The 15,765-nt window shown below is 70.9% G+C and carries 17 protein-coding genes; 8 read left to right on the top strand and 9 right to left on the bottom strand.

All coding sequences use genetic code 11. The features are described 5' to 3' along the window. Positions 1-127 precede the first annotated feature (127 nt). From MKK53_RS24445 to MKK53_RS25520, 3 genes are read right to left on the bottom strand one after another with little or no spacing between them, the layout of a single operon-like run. Complete coding sequence (locus MKK53_RS24445) at positions 128-319, bottom strand: hypothetical protein (RefSeq protein ID WP_243931559.1); 192 nt, start codon at positions 317-319, stop codon at positions 128-130. Beyond that, complete coding sequence (locus tag MKK53_RS24440; protein WP_243931558.1) at positions 316-900, bottom strand: cysteine hydrolase; 585 nt, start codon at positions 898-900, stop codon at positions 316-318. Before MKK53_RS24440 ends, MKK53_RS24445 begins: the two co-directional genes overlap by 4 nt. After that, positions 897-2,159, bottom strand: coding sequence for a GNAT family N-acetyltransferase (locus MKK53_RS25520; RefSeq protein WP_313901577.1), 1,263 nt, complete (start codon positions 2,157-2,159; stop codon positions 897-899). The genes MKK53_RS24440 and MKK53_RS25520 overlap by 4 nt, the downstream gene beginning before the upstream one ends. Before the next feature lie 92 nt (positions 2,160-2,251). On the opposite strand from MKK53_RS25520, the gene MKK53_RS24430 reads away from it, so the two are divergent. The 6 genes from MKK53_RS24430 (at position 2,252) to ureG (ending at position 7,665) form a co-directional block, all read left to right on the top strand. After that, positions 2,252-3,265 carry a LysR family transcriptional regulator gene (locus MKK53_RS24430; RefSeq protein WP_243931557.1) on the top strand — a complete coding sequence of 338 codons (1,014 nt, stop codon included), beginning with the start codon at positions 2,252-2,254 and terminating at the stop codon, positions 3,263-3,265. An 88-nt stretch (positions 3,266-3,353) separates the two neighbouring features. Continuing rightward, complete coding sequence (locus tag MKK53_RS24425) at positions 3,354-3,974, top strand: urease subunit gamma (protein ID WP_243931556.1); 621 nt, start codon at positions 3,354-3,356, stop codon at positions 3,972-3,974. Between the two features lie 82 nt (positions 3,975-4,056). After that, the gene (ureC, locus tag MKK53_RS24420) at positions 4,057-5,733 is read left to right on the top strand and encodes an urease subunit alpha (RefSeq protein ID WP_243931865.1); all 1,677 of its coding nucleotides are present in this window, start codon (positions 4,057-4,059) and stop codon (positions 5,731-5,733) included. Between the two features lie 130 nt (positions 5,734-5,863). Further along, positions 5,864-6,355: an urease accessory protein UreE gene (locus MKK53_RS24415; RefSeq protein WP_243931555.1), complete on the top strand. Its 492-nt coding sequence runs from the start codon at positions 5,864-5,866 to the stop codon at positions 6,353-6,355. Then, entirely contained in the window at positions 6,342-7,034 is a 693-nt protein-coding gene (locus MKK53_RS24410) for an urease accessory protein UreF (RefSeq protein ID WP_243931554.1), read from the top strand. The genes MKK53_RS24415 and MKK53_RS24410 overlap by 14 nt, the downstream gene beginning before the upstream one ends. 10 nt (positions 7,035-7,044) lie before the next feature. Continuing rightward, positions 7,045-7,665, top strand: coding sequence for an urease accessory protein UreG (ureG, locus tag MKK53_RS24405; RefSeq protein WP_243931553.1), 621 nt, complete (start codon positions 7,045-7,047; stop codon positions 7,663-7,665). A gap of 51 nt (positions 7,666-7,716) precedes the next feature. Here ureG and MKK53_RS24400 read toward each other — a convergent pair whose 3' ends face one another. From MKK53_RS24400 to MKK53_RS24380, 5 genes are all read right to left on the bottom strand, one after another. Beyond that, positions 7,717-7,938: a hypothetical protein gene (locus MKK53_RS24400; RefSeq protein ID WP_243931552.1), complete on the bottom strand. Its 222-nt coding sequence runs from the start codon at positions 7,936-7,938 to the stop codon at positions 7,717-7,719. 125 nt (positions 7,939-8,063) lie between these two features. After that, positions 8,064-8,834: an ABC transporter permease gene (locus MKK53_RS24395; protein ID WP_243931551.1), complete on the bottom strand. Its 771-nt coding sequence runs from the start codon at positions 8,832-8,834 to the stop codon at positions 8,064-8,066. Beyond that, positions 8,831-9,742 carry an ABC transporter permease subunit gene (locus MKK53_RS24390; protein ID WP_243931550.1) on the bottom strand — a complete coding sequence of 304 codons (912 nt, stop codon included), beginning with the start codon at positions 9,740-9,742 and terminating at the stop codon, positions 8,831-8,833. Before MKK53_RS24390 ends, MKK53_RS24395 begins: the two co-directional genes overlap by 4 nt. A 9-nt stretch (positions 9,743-9,751) precedes the next feature. Continuing rightward, positions 9,752-10,801: an ABC transporter ATP-binding protein gene (locus MKK53_RS24385; RefSeq protein WP_243931549.1), complete on the bottom strand. Its 1,050-nt coding sequence runs from the start codon at positions 10,799-10,801 to the stop codon at positions 9,752-9,754. 4 nt (positions 10,802-10,805) lie between these two features. Next, complete coding sequence (locus tag MKK53_RS24380) at positions 10,806-11,492, bottom strand: Crp/Fnr family transcriptional regulator (RefSeq protein WP_243931548.1); 687 nt, start codon at positions 11,490-11,492, stop codon at positions 10,806-10,808. A gap of 228 nt (positions 11,493-11,720) precedes the next feature. Here MKK53_RS24380 and MKK53_RS24375 point away from each other — a divergent pair, with 228 nt between their 5' ends. Further along, entirely contained in the window at positions 11,721-12,626 is a 906-nt protein-coding gene (locus tag MKK53_RS24375; protein ID WP_243931547.1) for a UDP-3-O-acyl-N-acetylglucosamine deacetylase, read from the top strand. A 13-nt stretch (positions 12,627-12,639) separates the two neighbouring features. Here MKK53_RS24375 and MKK53_RS24370 read toward each other — a convergent pair whose 3' ends face one another. Continuing rightward, entirely contained in the window at positions 12,640-13,695 is a 1,056-nt protein-coding gene (locus MKK53_RS24370) for an HD-GYP domain-containing protein (protein WP_243931546.1), read from the bottom strand. Between the two features lie 169 nt (positions 13,696-13,864). On the opposite strand from MKK53_RS24370, the gene MKK53_RS24365 reads away from it, so the two are divergent. Next, entirely contained in the window at positions 13,865-15,736 is a 1,872-nt protein-coding gene (locus tag MKK53_RS24365; RefSeq protein ID WP_243931545.1) for an ABC-F family ATP-binding cassette domain-containing protein, read from the top strand. Positions 15,737-15,765: the final 29 nt, after the last annotated feature.

Raw genomic sequence — 15,765 nt, 5'->3', positions numbered from 1 at the left:
CAGACGGAGGCGTCAGCCCTTTCTGGATCGATGCAAGACCAAGTGACTGGTGCAGAGACGCCTGAACGAAGTGTCGGCGTCACTGCACCAGGGGCGGCCGGCGGGGCGCGGTTGTCGCGGGCGCGCCCTATTCGGAACGATCGTCGGTGAGGCGCGCCGCCAAGCGGAGTCCGGCGGCGTAGGCGACCATCTCCGCACAGGCGATCATCAGCGTGTCGCCGGTCGCCCGCGCCGCGTCCAGCATCTCGAGGGCGATGCGCCCGGCTTCGAGGTCGGCTACCAGATCGGCCCCGTCATCCTGTCCGTGCTGTTGGGTCATCGCGCGTCGATGGCCGCGTTGGTCCGGGCGATCCAGCTCGTCGTGTCCGTCACGTCGGCGAAGGCCCTCATCATCTCGCAGACCGCGTGGTGGACGGTGTCGCTCGGCAGGTCGGCGAGGCCGTGGCTGGCCGAGGCATCGCCGAGGAACACGATCTCCAGCCCGCGATGGAATCCGTCGATCGCCGTGGCGAGACAGGCGGCCTCGCCGGAAAATCCCGCCAGGACCAGGGGCACCGCGCCCCGCTCCGCCGAGTCGGCGAAGGCCGGGCTCGCGAAGGCCGACGGTCGGTCCCGGTCGAACAGGGCGTCGCAGCCCTGCGGCTCGAAACCTTCGATCCACCGGGCAAACCGGGAGCCGGCCTGGAACGTCGAGGCGCCGATCCACCGCAGGTAGGCGACAGGTATCCCGACGCTGCGCGCATGGGTGACGGCCCGGCGGCAATTGGCGAGGGCCGGCTCGATGCCCGGCAGGGCGTGCGGACGGCCGGGGACGGCGTATTCGCGCTGCATGTCCATGAGCACGAGCACCGGAATGCTGCGCGGGCGGCGATACAAATTGGGGTTGAAGCGGACGTTCATGACGCCCTCGGCTGATCGACGGAGGGCCGCGTCACGGGCCGCGCACGGGACCGGTCGAGGATGCCCGGCATGTGCCAGCGTCCCTCCGGGCGGATGATCACGTAGGGGTCGGCATCGAGGCCGATCGCCTCCGGATGCGGCTCCGTCTCCAGAAGCATCTCGACATAGTCGAAATCCGAGAAGACGAGCTCCCGCGCCCCGTCATAGACCCGGGCGCCGAACCGGCTCCAGAAGTTCACGAGTCTCCGCTGGGCGTGCCCGTAGATCAGCCGGTACCCTTTCACCCGGGCCAGCTCGATGCCGGCTTTCACGAGGGTGAAGGCGAGGCGGGAGTGGCGGTGCTCGGCCCGCACCGCCAGCCGCTCGATCTTGGCGAAGCCCGCGAAGAAGCGCAGGCGCAGGCATCCGGCCGGCTCGCCGTCCACGTAGCCGATGAGATGGGTGCCCGAGACGTCGTTGCCGTCGAACTCCTCGTCGAACGGGCAGGCCTGTTCCGCCATGTAGACGGCGGCCCGCAGGGCGACCACGCGGGCGACGTCGTCGAAGTTGCGCGCCACGGCGATGCCGATGCCCCCGCGGCCGGGCCGGTAGGTGTCGTAGGGCGGGGCTTTCTCGGTCTGCGCCCCCCGCGGCAGGTGGTGGAGGGAGCGCGCCGCCTCGCCGCCGCGCACGCCGCCCTGGACGAAGCCGAGGGCGGCGAGCAGGGCGGCGCCCTCGGCCGTCGCCGCCCGGGCGTAGAAGTCGGCGCCGGCATAGTGGGGGCTGGTCAGCCGGTCGAACACCGTCGCGACGCCGCCGGCCAGCCGGCCCGGGGCGAAGACGGCCCAGACGTAGATGCCGGCCGGGCGCTCGAACTGGCCGGCGAGGAAGTGTGCCTGCGGATCGGCGGCATCGAGGGAGCCCGCCTTCAGGGCCCTGAGCCCCTTGGAATTGAGCATGAGGCAGGCCACGAACCCCTCCCCGCGCGGGGCGGCGGCATCGAACCGGTTCCGGGGGGCGATGGCCTGGACGCTGTCGGGGTTGGTGGACATCACCCGGTGCACCACCGATGCGGGCGCGATGCCGGGCAGGCGTTCCGCGGCGGCCGCGATCAGGCGGGCGAGGTCATCGGGCCCCGGCGTGTAGACCACCACATGGCGGGCGATCCGGCCGAGATCGAGGGACAGGAGACTGTGGCGGGCGCGGGCTGCCGGCGTCGGCCTGGCAACCTGAAGTGCGGAGGACAGAACGAGCCTGTCGGTCGGGACATGATACGTCACGTGCGGGCCGGCTGTGCAGGGGAAGGTCTAAGCGTTATCCAGGGCCGCTCTCAGGTTGTATGTATACGTTTTGAAACAGGGGTGTTCCGCTGATGGAACGCGTGGATCTCGGCCTCGGCGTGCAGCTCGACTGGCAGAGCCTGTTCGTCTTTCTCGAAGTGGAGCGGGCGGGCAGCTTCCGCGCCGCCTCCCTGCGCCTCGGCCTGTCGATCAACGCGATCCGCCGCCGGGTCGAACAGCTCGAGGCCGTGGTCGGCGCACCGCTGATCACCCGGCACGTCGACGGTGTCCGCCTGACCGGCGAGGGCCGCCACGTGCTGCAGGCCGCCGCCGCCATGGAGAACGCCGCCTTCGGCGTTCAGCGCCTGCGCGAGGCCAGCGCCTTCGCCGAGACGGGCGAGGTGCGCATCGCCGTCACCGAAGGACTCGGCGCGTTCTGGATCGCGCCCCAACTGGTGGAGTTCCAGCGGGCGAACCCGCGGCTGACGGTCGATCTGCGCTGCGCGATGGAATCGGCCGACGTGCTCCGCCTCGAAGCGGACGTGGCGGTGCAGCTCACCCGGCCGACCAGCCCGGACCTGCGGGTCGTCAAGCTCGGGCGCATGCATGTGATGCCCTACGCCGCCCACTCCTATGCCGAACTCTACGGCCTGCCGGAGACGGCCGCCTACCTCGCGCATCACCGCATCGTCGTGCAGGCCGGCGGCCAGACCGTGTCGCTGGAGGAGTACGCCCGCAGCGTCCCGGGTTTCCCCGCGCAGGTGCCGGTGACGCTGAAGGTCAACACGAGCAGCGCCTATTACTGGGCCATCGCGCGGGGAGCTGGCCTCGGGCTGATGCCGACCTATGCCAGCGCCAGCGGCGCGCGGGTGATGCCGGTCGACAACCTCGGGCGCTTCAGCCTCGACATCTGGCTGACCTACCACCCGGATGCCGAGCGGATCGGCCGCGTCCGGCGGGTGATCGACTGGTTGCGCAGCGCGTTCAGCGCCGCCCGCTACCCCTGGTTCGGGGACGAGTTCATCCATCCCCGCGACCTCCCGTCCCGCGCGCGTCTGCCGACCGCGGACGATCTGATGCCGGAATTCACGGAGATGGCGGGATAGACGGGCCCCGGATGCCCCGCGGCCTTGACGCCCCTTCGAGCATGATCCTTGCTCCGCCCGCTTTCACTGGCGACGAGACGAGGCGACGGTGCTGCTCACCCCCCGCGAGAAGGACAAGCTGCTGATCGCGATGGCGGCGCAGGTGGCGCGCAACCGCCTCGCCCGGGGCGTGAAGCTCAACCATCCCGAGGCCGTGGCGCTCATCACCGATTTCGTGGTCGAGGGTGCCCGCGACGGGCGCACCGTCGCCGAGCTGATGGCGGCCGGCGGCTCCGTCCTCACCGCCGAGCAGGTGATGCCGGGCGTGCCGGAGATGATCCACGACATCCAGGTCGAGGCGACCTTCCCGGACGGGACGAAGCTCGTCACGGTCCACCACCCGATCCGCGGCGCCCCGTCCCAGGATGTGCCGGGCACGGTGACGACGCTGCCGGGCGAGATCGCGTTCAACGTCGGGGCCGAGCGGACGATGATCGAAGTCGCCAATGTCGGCGACCGGCCGATCCAGGTCGGCTCGCACTACCACTTCTTCGAGGCCAATCCGGGCCTCGTATTCGACCGGGCGCAGGCCCGGGGCAAGCGCCTCGACATCGCCCCCGGCACGGCGGTGCGGTTCGAGCCCGGCTCGACCCGGGAGGTGACCCTGGTGCCGCTCTCCGGCGACCGGATCGTCCATGGGTTCCGCGGCGACGTGATGGGCAAGCTGTGATCCGCGCGGCTGGGGTTCGGAGGCGCAAACCGTGAGCAACACTCCCAAGCCGGCGAGCCTGCCGCGCTCGGCCTATGCCGACATGTTCGGGCCGACGATGGGCGACCGCATCCGCCTCGCGGACACGTGCCTGGAGATCACCGTCGAGCGGGACTTCACCACCTACGGTGAAGAGGTGAAGTTCGGCGGCGGCAAGGTCATCCGCGACGGCATGGGCCAGTCCCAGGCGCCGAACGCGGCCGGTGCCGTGGATACGGTCATCACCAACGCCGTGGTCCTCGACCATTGGGGCATCGTGAAATGCGATGTCGGCATCGTCCGCGGGCGGATCTTCCGGCTCGGCAAGGCGGGCAACCCGGACGTGCAGCCCGGCGTCGACATCGTCGTCGGACCGGGGACGGAGGTGATCGCGGGCGAGGGCAAGATCCTCACGGCGGGGGGCTTCGACAGCCACATCCACTTCATCTGCCCGCAGCAGATCGAGGAGGCCCTGTGCTCGGGCATCACCACGATGCTCGGCGGCGGGACCGGGCCCGCGCACGGCACCTTCGCCACCACCTGCACGCCGGGGCCCTGGCACATCGCCCGGATGATCGAGGCGGCGGACGCCTTCCCCATGAACCTCGCCTTCGCTGGCAAGGGCAACGCGTCCCGGCCGGAGAGCCTGATCGAGATGGTGCGCGGCGGCGCCTGCGCCCTCAAGCTGCACGAGGATTGGGGCACCACCCCCGCGGCCATCGACACCTGCCTGAGCGTCGCCGACGCCCACGACGTCCAGGTGATGATCCACACCGATACGCTCAACGAGTCGGGCTTCGTGGAGGACACGATCGCCGCCTTCAAGGGGCGGACGATCCACGCCTTCCACACCGAGGGTGCCGGGGGCGGGCACGCGCCGGACATCATCAAGGTCGCGGGCCTGCCGAACGTGCTGCCCTCCTCCACGAATCCGACGCGCCCCTACACCCGCAACACCATCGACGAGCATCTCGACATGCTGATGGTGTGCCACCACCTCGATCCGTCGATCCCCGAGGACCTCGCCTTCGCCGAGAGCCGGATCCGCAAGGAGACCATCGCCGCCGAGGACATCCTGCACGACATCGGCGCGCTTTCGATGATGTCCTCCGACAGCCAGGCCATGGGCCGGGTCGGCGAGGTCGTCATCCGCACATGGCAGACGGCCGACAAGATGAAGCGCCAGCGCGGGGCGCTGCCCGGCGACACCTCCGGCACGGACAACCTCCGCGCCCGGCGCTACGTGGCGAAGTACACGATCAACCCCGCCATCGCCCACGGTGTGTCCCGGCATATCGGATCGGTCGAGGCGGGCAAGCTCGCCGACCTCGTCCTGTGGACGCCCGCCTTCTTCGGCGTGAAGCCGGATCTGATCCTGAAGGGCGGCACCATCGCCGCCGCGCCGATGGGCGACCCCAACGCGTCGATCCCGACGCCGCAGCCGGTGCATTACCGGCCGATGTTCGGCGCCTACGGCCGCGCGCCGTTCTCCACGGCCCTCACCTTCGTCTCGAAGGCCGCCCTGGAAGACGGATTGCGCGAAAAGCTCGGCGTGCAGAAGCAGATGGTGGCGGTGGAGAACGTCCGCGGCGGCATTTCGAAGAAGAGCATGGTGCTGAACGACGCCACCCCGGTCATCGAGGTCGATCCCGAGACCTACGACGTCCGCGCCGACGGCGAATTGCTGGTCTGCGAGCCGGCCGACGTGCTGCCGATGGCGCAGCGGTACTTCCTGTTTTGAGCCACCCCGTCATTGCGAGCGACGCGAAGCAATCCAGGACAACGGGACATATCAGACCGTTCCGTCTGCCTGCATTGCTTCGCTGCCCTCGCTATGACGATGGGGGAATGGACACTTGGGACATGAGACCGTGATCCGCGCCACACGCCTCCTGCGCGCCGGCCACCTGATGGGCGGCGAGATCGTCGACCGCGTCGTGCTGGACCATGGCGACCGGCACCGCCGCCGCACGACGATGCGCGGCGTCGGCGGTACGGCCTTCCTGCTCGACTTGGCCGAAGCCTCCGTTCTGGACGATGGCGACGCGCTCGTGCTGGAAAACGGCCGGCTCGTCTGGGTCGAGGCGGCGCCCGAGCGGCTTCTGGAAATCCGCGCGCCGAGCGAACACGCCCTGCGGCGGCTGATCTGGCACATCGGCAACCGGCACATCCCCGCCGAGATCGGGCCGGATGCGGTGTGGATCGCCCACGACCACGTCCTCGCCGAGATGGTCCGCGGCCTCGGCGGCACCGCCGAGCCGGTGGAGCGCCCGTTCCGCCCGGAGGGCGGCGCCTATTCCGGCGGGCACGGCCACGCCCACGGGCATTCCCACGGCACCCGCAATGACCATGACCACGGCTGAAACGGCCGGCGAGGCGCTGCGGCTGTTCGCGTGGCTGTCGCCGGGCTACCCGGTCGGGTCCTATGCCTACTCGCACGGCCTCGAGGCGGCGGTGGAGGCGGGGGATGTGACCGGCGAAGACAGCCTCGCGGCGTGGCTCTGCGACGTCTGCGAGCGCGGCTCCCTGCGCAACGACCTGATCCTCCTCGCCCACGCCCATACGGCGGCCACGGGGCGGGACCCGCAGGGCCTCGCCGGGATCAACGACCTCGCCCTGGCCCTCGCCCCGTCGCGGGAATTGCATCTGGAGACGAGCCAGCAGGGGCGCAGCTTCCTCGACGCGACCCTCGGCGCATGGCCCTGCCCCGCCCTGACCGAGGTGGCGGCGGCCCTGCCGGGGGCGGTCGCCTATCCCGTGGCGGTCGGCGCCGCGGCCGGTGCGCACGGCATGGCGCGGGGGCCGGTGCTCGACATCTACGCCCTCGCCTTCGTGCAGAGCCTCGTCTCCGCCGCGCTCCGCGCCGCCCCGGTGGGGCAGGCGGCGGGCACCCGCACCGTCGCCGCCCTCTCCGCCCGGCTCGTGCCCCTGGCCCGGGCGGCCGAGACGGCGGGGCTCGACGACCTCGGCTCCGCCTGCCTGCGCCTCGATCTCGGCTCGTTCCGGCACGAGACGCAGTATTCCCGCATCTTCCGGTCATGAGGCTTCAGCGATGAGCACATCCGCCAACGGGCCCCTGCGCGTCGGCATCGGCGGTCCCGTCGGTTCCGGCAAGACGGCGCTGATGGAGCAGCTGTGCAAGCGGTTCCGCGACCGCTACGAGATCTGCGCGATCACCAACGACATCTACACGAAGGAGGATGCGCGCATCCTCACCGTGGCCGGCGCCCTGCCGGAGGAGCGCATCCTCGGGGTCGAGACCGGCGGCTGCCCGCATACGGCGATCCGCGAGGACGCCTCGATCAACCTCGCCGCCGTGGCGCAGATGCGGGCCAAGTTCCCCAAGCTCGATCTGGTGCTGATCGAATCGGGGGGCGACAACCTCGCCGCGACGTTCTCGCCGGAGCTCGCCGACATCACCCTCTACGTGATCGACGTGGCCGGGGGCGAGAAGATCCCCCGCAAGGGTGGCCCCGGTATCACCCGGTCGGACCTGTTGATCGTCAACAAGACCGATCTCGCACCCCTCGTGGGGGCGGATCTGTCGGTGATGGAGGCGGACACGAAGCGTATGCGCGGCGCCCGCCCCTATGTCTTCGCCTCCCTGCGGGCGGGCGACGGGGCGGATACGGTGGCCCGCTTCATCGAGGAAACGGGTGGCCTCGGAGGATAGGGGCAGCTCCGGGCGTCATCGTCGGCGCCGCGAGCGCAATCCGGGGCCGTCCTATTGGTCGGCCGACGCCGAACGGGTGCGTGCGGGCGGGGACGAGCCCATCAGGGCGTCGAGGCGGTTCATGCGGGCGGCAAAGCCGTCCAGGGCGGCGCGGCGGGCCTTGGCGGACGGGCTCGCCTCGACCTTCGCATGATGGATCGGACGGGCCTGCGCCGCGAGCGGCGCCGTCGCCAGGACGACGCCCAGGGCGAAGAGGCTGAAGGCTTGTCTCATCGGACGGATCTCGGCTGTCTCGCCGCGCGGAGCGGCAAGGAAGCTTCACCGTAATCCCGGCCATCAGGCCTCGGCGTGCGCTGCCGCACGGGGGCGGCCGGGCGTGGATCGGCCGGTGCACCGCCTTACCCACCCCGCCGCGCGGTGAGCCAGGATGCCGCCAGCACCGCCGTGCTCACGAGGCCGACCAGCAGCGTCGAGGCCGCGTTGATCTCCGGATTCACCCCGAGCCGGACTTGGCTGTAGAGGCGCATCGGCAGGGTCGTGGCCCCGGGCCCGGAGACGAAGCTCGCGATCACCAGATCGTCGAGGGACAGGGTGAAGGCGAGCAGCGCCCCCGCGGCGATGGCCGGCGCCAGGAGGGGCAGGGTGACGGTGCCGAGCACCCGCAGCGGCCCCGCCCCGAGGTCGGCCGCCGCCTCTTCGAGGTACCGGTCGAGCCCCCGCAGCCGGGCCGAGACCACCACCGCGACGAAGCCCGTGCAGAAGGTGGCATGGGCGATGACGATGGTGACGACGCCTCGATCGAGCCCCACCCCGATGAACAGGAGCAGGAGCGAGAGGCCGATCATCACCTCCGGCATCACCATCGGCCCGTAGATCAGCGCGGTGAAGCCGGCGCGCCCCCGGAACCGGCCGTGCCGCTCCAGGGCGAGCGCGGCCAGGGTGCCGAGCGTCGTGGCGACGAGACTCGCGAGGACCGCCACCCGCAGCGACACCCAGGCGGCGGCGATGAGCGGCGCGTCGGCGAACAGCGCCCCGTACCAGCGTGTAGAGAATCCGCCCCAGACGGTCACGAGGCTCGAGGCGTTGAACGAGTAGACCACCAGCACCAGGATCGGCGCGTAGAGGAAGCCGAGGCCGAGCCACAGGACGGTGCGGGTCAGCCCGCTCATGCCCCCTCCCCGTCCGCGCGCAGGCTGTCGCGGAACAGCATGACCGGCCCGATGACGATGGCGAGGAGCAGCACCGCCACCGCGGCGGCCAGCGGCCAGTCCCGGTTGGAGAAGAATTCGCTCCACAGCACCCGCCCGAGCATCAGCGTCTCCGAGCCACCCAGCAGGTCGGGAATGACGAACTCTCCGACCATCGGGATGAAGCACAGCCCGGCCCCCGCCGCGATGCCCGGCAGGCTCAGGGGCAGCGTGACGCTCCAGAACACCCGCGCCGGCCCCGCGCCGAGGTCGGCGGCGGCCTCGGGTAGCGTCGGATCGAGCCGGTTCATCACCGCGTAGAGCGGAAGCACCATGAAGGGCAGGTAGGCGTAGACGAGGCCGATCATCACCGCCGCATCGGTGTTCAGGATCACCAGCGGGTGGGCGATCACCCCGAGCTTGAGCAGCGCGAGGTTCAGAAGCCCCTCCTGCTTGAGGATTGCGATCCAGGCGTAGATGCGGATCAGGAAGCTCGTCCAGAACGGGACGACCACCAGGGCGACGAGAAGGGGCTGCCAGCGCTGCGGGGCGCGGGCCAGGGCGTAGGCGATCGGGGTGCCGATGAGCACGAGGATCGCCGTCGCCGCCCCGGCATAGGCCAGGGAGCCGAGGAGGGCGGCCCGATAGAGGTCGTCGCGGGCCAGCGTCAGATAGTTGGTGAAGTTGAGGGATTCGAGGAAGCTCGACCACCCGTCGAGGCCGCCATCCCATTCCAGCACCGGCAGGTAGGGCGGGATCGCGGTCGCCGGCTCGGATAGGCTGATCTTCAGGGTGACGAGGAACGGCAGGAGGAAGAACGCCCCGAGCCAGAGCAGCGGCGGCAGCCGGAGCAGGCGGGCGAAGAGACGGTTCGGCTGCGGCGCGCCCATGGACCCCCCTCAGGCCGGAAGGATGACGGCATCCGCCGGGGCGAAGCCGGCGCGGATTGCGGCGCCGCGCTCCGGCCCGCCGCCGGGGGGCCCGCTGGCCCGCAGCGCCGTGCCGTCCGGCAGGCGCAGGACCCGGCGGATGCGGTCGCCGAGGAACGTCGCGTCCTCCACCACCGCCGCCAGCCCTCTCTCGCCCAGGACCAGACTCTCCGGCCTCACCGCTACGACGACCTGCGCCCCCTCGGCGAGGACGCCATCCGCCTGCGCCGTCACCGTGCCGTGGGCGGTCACGACCGCGCGGGTCCCCACGGCGCCGGCCGGGCCGAGGCGGCCGGGAATCAGGTTCACGTCCCCGAGCAGGCCCGCCACGTAGCGGCTCGCCGGGCGCCGGTAGAGCGCGGCCGGCGGCCCGACCTGGACGAGGCGGCCACGCTCCATCACCCCGATCCGGTCAGCCAGCATCATCGCCTCCTCCGGATCGTGGGTGACCACCACGAAGCTCGTGCCGAGGCGCCGTTGCAGGGTGCGCAACTCCCCTTGCGTCTCCTCGCGCAGGCCGCGGTCGAGGGCGCCGAGCGGTTCGTCCAGCAGGAGCAGGCCGGGCTCGCGGGCGATCGCCCGGGCGAGGGCCACGCGCTGCCGCTGCCCGCCCGAAAGGGTGTCGGGCCGGCGGTCGCCGAACCCCTCCAGGCGCACGAGACGCAGCAACTCGGCCACCCGTTCGACGGCGCGGGCCTTCGGCATCCCCTTCAGCCCGTAGGCGATGTTGGCCGCCACGCTCATGTGGGGAAACAGGGCGTAGGCCTGGAACATCATGTTCACCGGCCGCCGATGCGGTGGAAGGGCGGTGATGTCGGCGCCGCCCACCTCGACGATGCCCTCGCTCGGGGCCTCGAAGCCGGCGATCATGCGCAGCAGGGTGCTTTTCCCGCAGCCCGAGGGGCCGAGGAGGCAGAAGAATTCGCCCGGCACCAGCTCCAGCTCCACGCCGTCCACCGCGACGTGGCTGCCGAACCGCTTGACGAGGCCCCGGATCCTCAGGGAAGGCGGCACCGCCAAGGGGTCAGGAATCCTCGCGCAGGGCCTCGGCCACCCGCGCCTCCAGCAGGTCCGGCCGCCGCAGGACGAGGGCGCCGCGGGTCCGATCCACGAGGCCCTCCGCCGCCATCGCGGTGAATTCGCGGGTGACCTGTTCCCGCCGGCATCCGATCCGCGCCGCGAGGACGTGGTGATAGGGCGGCGGCGTCACCACGCGCTCGCCCCCGGCGCCGGCCCGGGGCACCGACAGGCGCAGCAATTCGGCGTAGAGCCGGTGGCGCAGGTCGAGGAGCGCGTGCTCCATCAGCCGGGTGTTCAACTCGCGCACCCGCTTGGCCAGCAGGCGCATCAGCCGGTCTGCGATGGCTTCGGAGGCGAACACGATCTGCCGGAACACGCTGGCCGGCACGACGCAGACCTCGCCCCGCGTCAGCGCCGTGACGTTGGCCGAGCGGCCGATCCCGTCGATGGCGGCCAGCTCGCCGAAGAAGGCGCCGCCGCGCATCTCGCCGAGGATCACTTCCTTGCCCGACTGGGTCCGGTTCAGGATGCGGACTTCGCCGGTGGCGATGAAGTAGACGTCGGTGGAGATGTCGTCGAAGTCCACGAGCGTTTCGTTCTCATCGAATCGACGCCAATGGCAGCGGTTGTCGAAGGTCGTGAGCTCGATGCCCGCATCCTTGAAGAAGGGTATGGTCCCCAGGCGCGCCATGACCGATCCACCTCGCCGTCCCCCGCCCCTCGGGTTGCCGGCCGGCGTCCCAGGAAAGACACTCTCCGTCCGATTCCCCGCGCCGCGCGCGGCCATCCGGCCGTTCGGCTGGGCTCAATTCGATGGTGGCCGTGGCATTGCGCAGGGTCAAGCCACCACGAGAGTGTGATTCCTCCTTTGGCGTGGATCGCGCCATAAGGTTTCACGCGCCGTCCTTCCCCCACAGCAATGCCGTACGTCTCGCATCTCTCCGCTCCGCTGCAGCTCGCAGCCGCGAGCCGGCGTCAGGCCACCCTGGGTGGCGCCTTCGAGCGATCGGGACGCGGCCTCCATACCGGGCGGCGGACGACCGTGCGCGTCTCGCCGGCCCCGCAGAACCACGGGATCGTCTTCCGCCGCCGGCTCCCGGATGGGCGCGCGGTCGACATCCCCGCCCTGTGGCACCACCAGGAGACGCAACCGGCCTGCACGGCCCTGCGCGCGCACGGCGTCCTGGTGCGCACCGTCGAACACCTGATGGCGTCGCTCTTCGCCCTGCGGATCGACAACGTGCTGGCGGAGATCGACGGCGAAGAGCTGCCGATCTTCGATGGGAGCGCCGTCCCCTGGTGCGAGGGAATCACGGGGGCCGGCCGGGTGGTTCAGGAGGTGGGCGTGCGCACGCTCCGTGTGCTGCGCGAGGTCCGCCTCACCCACGCGCATCGAAGCCTGTCGATCGGCCCCGGGCGGGGGCTGACCGTGTCGGCCCATATCGAGCTTCGCCGCCTCGGCACCTTCGACTGGCGGGGGCCGATCCTGCCGGAGTCCTTCGCGGCGGAGATCGCCCCGGCCCGGAGCTTCGGCCGCCTCCTGCGTGTGATGGCCGGCCGGACCTACGGCCTCCTGGCGCGCAAGCCGCTCCTTCAGGGATGCGACCCCCGGTCCGCCGCCCTGCTGGTGGGGAAGCGGGTCGTCGGCGGCCTCCGGATGCCCGACGAACTCGTCCGCCACCGGGTGATCGATATCGTCGGCGACCTCGCCCTCGCCGGTCACCCGATCGAGGGCCATGTCGAGGCCAGGCATGCCTGCCACGACCTGAACAATGCCCTGGTCGCCGCCCTGATGCGGGACCGCGGGGCGTGGGAACTGGTCTGAGGAGACCCGGCGCTCAGGCCGAGAGCGGCATCGTCTCCGTGTCGCTGGCGAAGGCCACCGGGGCGAAGGCGCGCAGGAGGTCGGGATCGAGCTTGCCGACCATCTTCAGCATGATCCCGTAGGCGTCCGGCGCGCTCAAGGGCGCCTTGTAGGGCCGGCGCTCGATGAGGGCGGCGAAGATATCGCAGATCGTCACCAGCCGCACGACATCGGGGATCTCGGGACCGCGCAGACCGTCCGGATAGCCGGCGCCGTCGAGCAGCTCGTGGTGCGAGCGGACCACCTTGAGGGCGAGGTCGCTGAATCCCCGGCCCTCCAGCATCGTGTAGCCGATGAGGGGATGCTGGTTCATCACCTGCCGCTCGGGGACGGTCAGCGGGCCGGGTTTGTCGAGGATCGCGCGCGGAATCTTCGACTTGCCGATGTCGTGAAGCAGGGCGCCCTTCGTCAGGAAGTGCGCATCCGCCGGATTGAAGTGCAGCGTCGCGGCGAAGGCCGCGGCGAGGCCGGCGACCGTCAGGCAGTGCCGGTGGGTGATGTCATCGAAGGCGGCCACGAGGTTCAGCCAGTCCTGGACCTTCATGTCCCGCGCGGCGCGGTTCACGATCTCGGCCGCGTCGTCCACCAGCTCCGTCGCCGGCGCTTCGCCGGTGAAGATGGCCGCGAAGGCCCGGCGCGCGGCTTGGGCGTGCTTGGCCGGCGAGTCCGGTTCCACGGCCGGGGCGGCGCCCGTGAGGTCCGCGACCGCGCCCGCCAGGAGCGCCGCCGCGGTCATGGCCGGAAGGCTCTTCGTGGCGCCGAGCATGGTCGCGTGCATCTCCCCCCGCTCCCGGCTGCCGTGGAACAGGTACAGGAACGGCGTGGCGGCTCCCCGTGCCGCCACCAGGGCATGCTTCAGCCGGGCGATCGACTCGGAATGCGGCGAACGGATATCGGCGATCACCAGCCGGCGTCCGGTGGGCGCAGGGAGGTCGTCATAGAGGTCGCAGACCACCGCCCCACCGCCGAGGTTGCGCGCAAGCCGGTTTCCGCTTTCTGGATCGTCTGTCAGGATCAACACAGATGCCATGGCCGCGTTTCTTTCCCGGACAACTTATACTAATCTGTTGTTAATTATCTGCTCGATGTGCAGTCTATCCTGCGCAGCCAGGACTATGCAGCGATGTGTCTGCCGCGGGGTTAACGAAACGCCCCGGCACGCCCTTGCTTCGCCGCGCGTCCCCAGCCAGAACGCCGGCATGCTGCGCGTCAACGACCTGACCTACCGCATCGGCGAGCGCCTGATCCTCGACGCTGCGAGCTTCACCATTCCCGAGGGCGCCCATGTCGGCCTCGTCGGCCGCAACGGCGCGGGCAAGACCACGCTGTTCAAGGCGATCCTCGGCGAGTTGTCGGTGGATTCGAAGGCGGTGTCCCTGCCGAAGGGGATGCGCATCGGCGCCGTGGCGCAGGAGGCGCCCGCCGGGCCGGACAGCCTGCACGCCGTCGTCCTCGCCGCTGACACCGAGCGCGCCCGGCTGATGGCCGAGGCGGAGCACGCCGACGGGCTGCGCCGGGCCGAGATCGAGACCCGGCTGGTGGATATCGGCGCGCATTCGGCGCCGGCCCGGGCTGCGGCGATCCTGCACGGCCTCGGCTTCGACGCCGCGGCCCAGGCCCGACCCTGCGCCGACTTCTCCGGCGGCTGGCGGATGCGCGTCGCCCTGGCGGCGGTGCTGTTCTCGGAGCCGGACCTGCTGCTCCTGGACGAGCCCACCAACTACCTCGACATCGAGGGCACGCTCTGGCTCTACGACTACCTCGAGCGCTACCCGCGCACCGCCATCGTCATCAGCCACGACCGGGACCTGCTCGACACCAGCGTCGACCACATCCTCCACCTCGACCGGGGCAAGCTGTCGATCTACCGGGGCGGCTACACGAGCTTCGCCCGCCAGCTGTCCGAGAAGCGCGTGCTCCAGGCCAAGGCCAAGGCCAAGCAGGACGTGGAGCGGGCGCACCTGCAGAGCTTCATCGACCGGTTCAAGGCCAAGGCCACGAAGGCCCGCCAAGCGCAGTCGCGCATGAAGCGGCTCGCCAAGATGGAGCCCATCGCCGCCCTGCTCGATGACGACGTGCCGGTGATCCACCTGCCGAGCCCCGAGAAGCCGCTCTCGCCGCCCATCGTCGCGATGGACCGGGTGAAGGCGGGCTACGGCGAGCGCGTGGTGCTCTCCGGCCTCAACCTCAGCCTCGCCCCGGACGACCGGGTGGCGCTGCTCGGGGCCAACGGCAACGGCAAGTCGACCTTCTGCAAGCTGATCGGCGGGCGCCTGCCGCCGCTGGCGGGCGACATGCGGCGTTCGTCCAAGATGGACGTCGCCTACTTCGCCCAACACCAGCTCGATGAGCTGCGCCCGGCCGAGAGCGCCTACGCCCATGTCCGGACGCTGATGCCCGACGTGCCGGAGGCCAAGGTCCGTTCCGCGACGGCCCGGCTCGGCTTCGGCGCCGCGAAGGCCGACACCCCGGTGGAGAAGCTCTCCGGCGGCGAGAAGGCCCGCCTGCTCATGGGGCTCGCCGCCTTCCACGGGCCCCACCTGCTGATCCTCGACGAGCCGACGAACCATCTCGACATCGAGAGCCGGCAGGCCCTCGTGGAGGCGATCAACGATTACGAAGGCGCGGTCATCCTGGTGAGTCACGACCGGTTCCTGATCGAAGCCTGTGCCGACCGGCTGTGGCTGGTGTCGGAGGGCTCGGTGAAGACCTTCGACGGCGACATGGACGATTACCGGCGCCTCGTGCTCGCCGGACCCGAGCGCGATGCCGACCGTGCGGCGGACGCGGCCGGGGGGCAGAAGGCCGAGGCGCGGCGGGCCGGTGTGGAGCGCCGCGCCGCCCTCGCCCCCCTCCGCAGGAAGCTCGACGGGATCGAGGCGCGGATGGCGAAGCTCTCGGCGGCCATCGAGAAGATCGATGCGGCCCTGGAGGACGGCAAGGCTTTTCGCGAGAACGCCGCCAAGGCGGGCGAGATCGCCAAGATGCGGGCCGATGCGGCGAGCGCCCTGGCCTCCGCCGAGGAGGAATGGCTGGAGCTGTCCGGGGAGATCGAGGCGGCGCAGGCCTGAGCGCCCGCGCGGGAACCGCCCCCGCCGGC

The sequence above is a fragment of the Methylobacterium sp. J-076 genome (assembly GCF_022829405.1).
GTDB lineage: Bacteria > Pseudomonadota > Alphaproteobacteria > Rhizobiales > Beijerinckiaceae > Methylobacterium.
This window is presented reverse-complemented; position numbering and strand designations above follow the sequence as displayed.

Coding starts and splice junctions, on each gene's coding strand:
- MKK53_RS24445 (WP_243931559.1), bottom strand. CDS start 319: ATGACCCAACAGCACGGACAGGATGACGGGGCCGATCTGGTAGCCGAC.
- MKK53_RS24440 (WP_243931558.1), bottom strand. CDS start 900: ATGAACGTCCGCTTCAACCCCAATTTGTATCGCCGCCCGCGCAGCATT.
- MKK53_RS24430 (WP_243931557.1), top strand. CDS start 2,252: ATGGAACGCGTGGATCTCGGCCTCGGCGTGCAGCTCGACTGGCAGAGC.
- ureC (WP_243931865.1), top strand. CDS start 4,057: ATGTTCGGGCCGACGATGGGCGACCGCATCCGCCTCGCGGACACGTGC.
- MKK53_RS24410 (WP_243931554.1), top strand. CDS start 6,342: ATGACCACGGCTGAAACGGCCGGCGAGGCGCTGCGGCTGTTCGCGTGG.
- ureG (WP_243931553.1), top strand. CDS start 7,045: ATGAGCACATCCGCCAACGGGCCCCTGCGCGTCGGCATCGGCGGTCCC.
- MKK53_RS24400 (WP_243931552.1), bottom strand. CDS start 7,938: ATGAGACAAGCCTTCAGCCTCTTCGCCCTGGGCGTCGTCCTGGCGACG.
- MKK53_RS24395 (WP_243931551.1), bottom strand. CDS start 8,834: ATGAGCGGGCTGACCCGCACCGTCCTGTGGCTCGGCCTCGGCTTCCTC.
- MKK53_RS24390 (WP_243931550.1), bottom strand. CDS start 9,742: ATGGGCGCGCCGCAGCCGAACCGTCTCTTCGCCCGCCTGCTCCGGCTG.
- MKK53_RS24380 (WP_243931548.1), bottom strand. CDS start 11,492: ATGGCGCGCCTGGGGACCATACCCTTCTTCAAGGATGCGGGCATCGAG.
- MKK53_RS24375 (WP_243931547.1), top strand. CDS start 11,721: ATGCCGTACGTCTCGCATCTCTCCGCTCCGCTGCAGCTCGCAGCCGCG.
- MKK53_RS24370 (WP_243931546.1), bottom strand. CDS start 13,695: ATGGCATCTGTGTTGATCCTGACAGACGATCCAGAAAGCGGAAACCGG.
- MKK53_RS24365 (WP_243931545.1), top strand. CDS start 13,865: ATGCTGCGCGTCAACGACCTGACCTACCGCATCGGCGAGCGCCTGATC.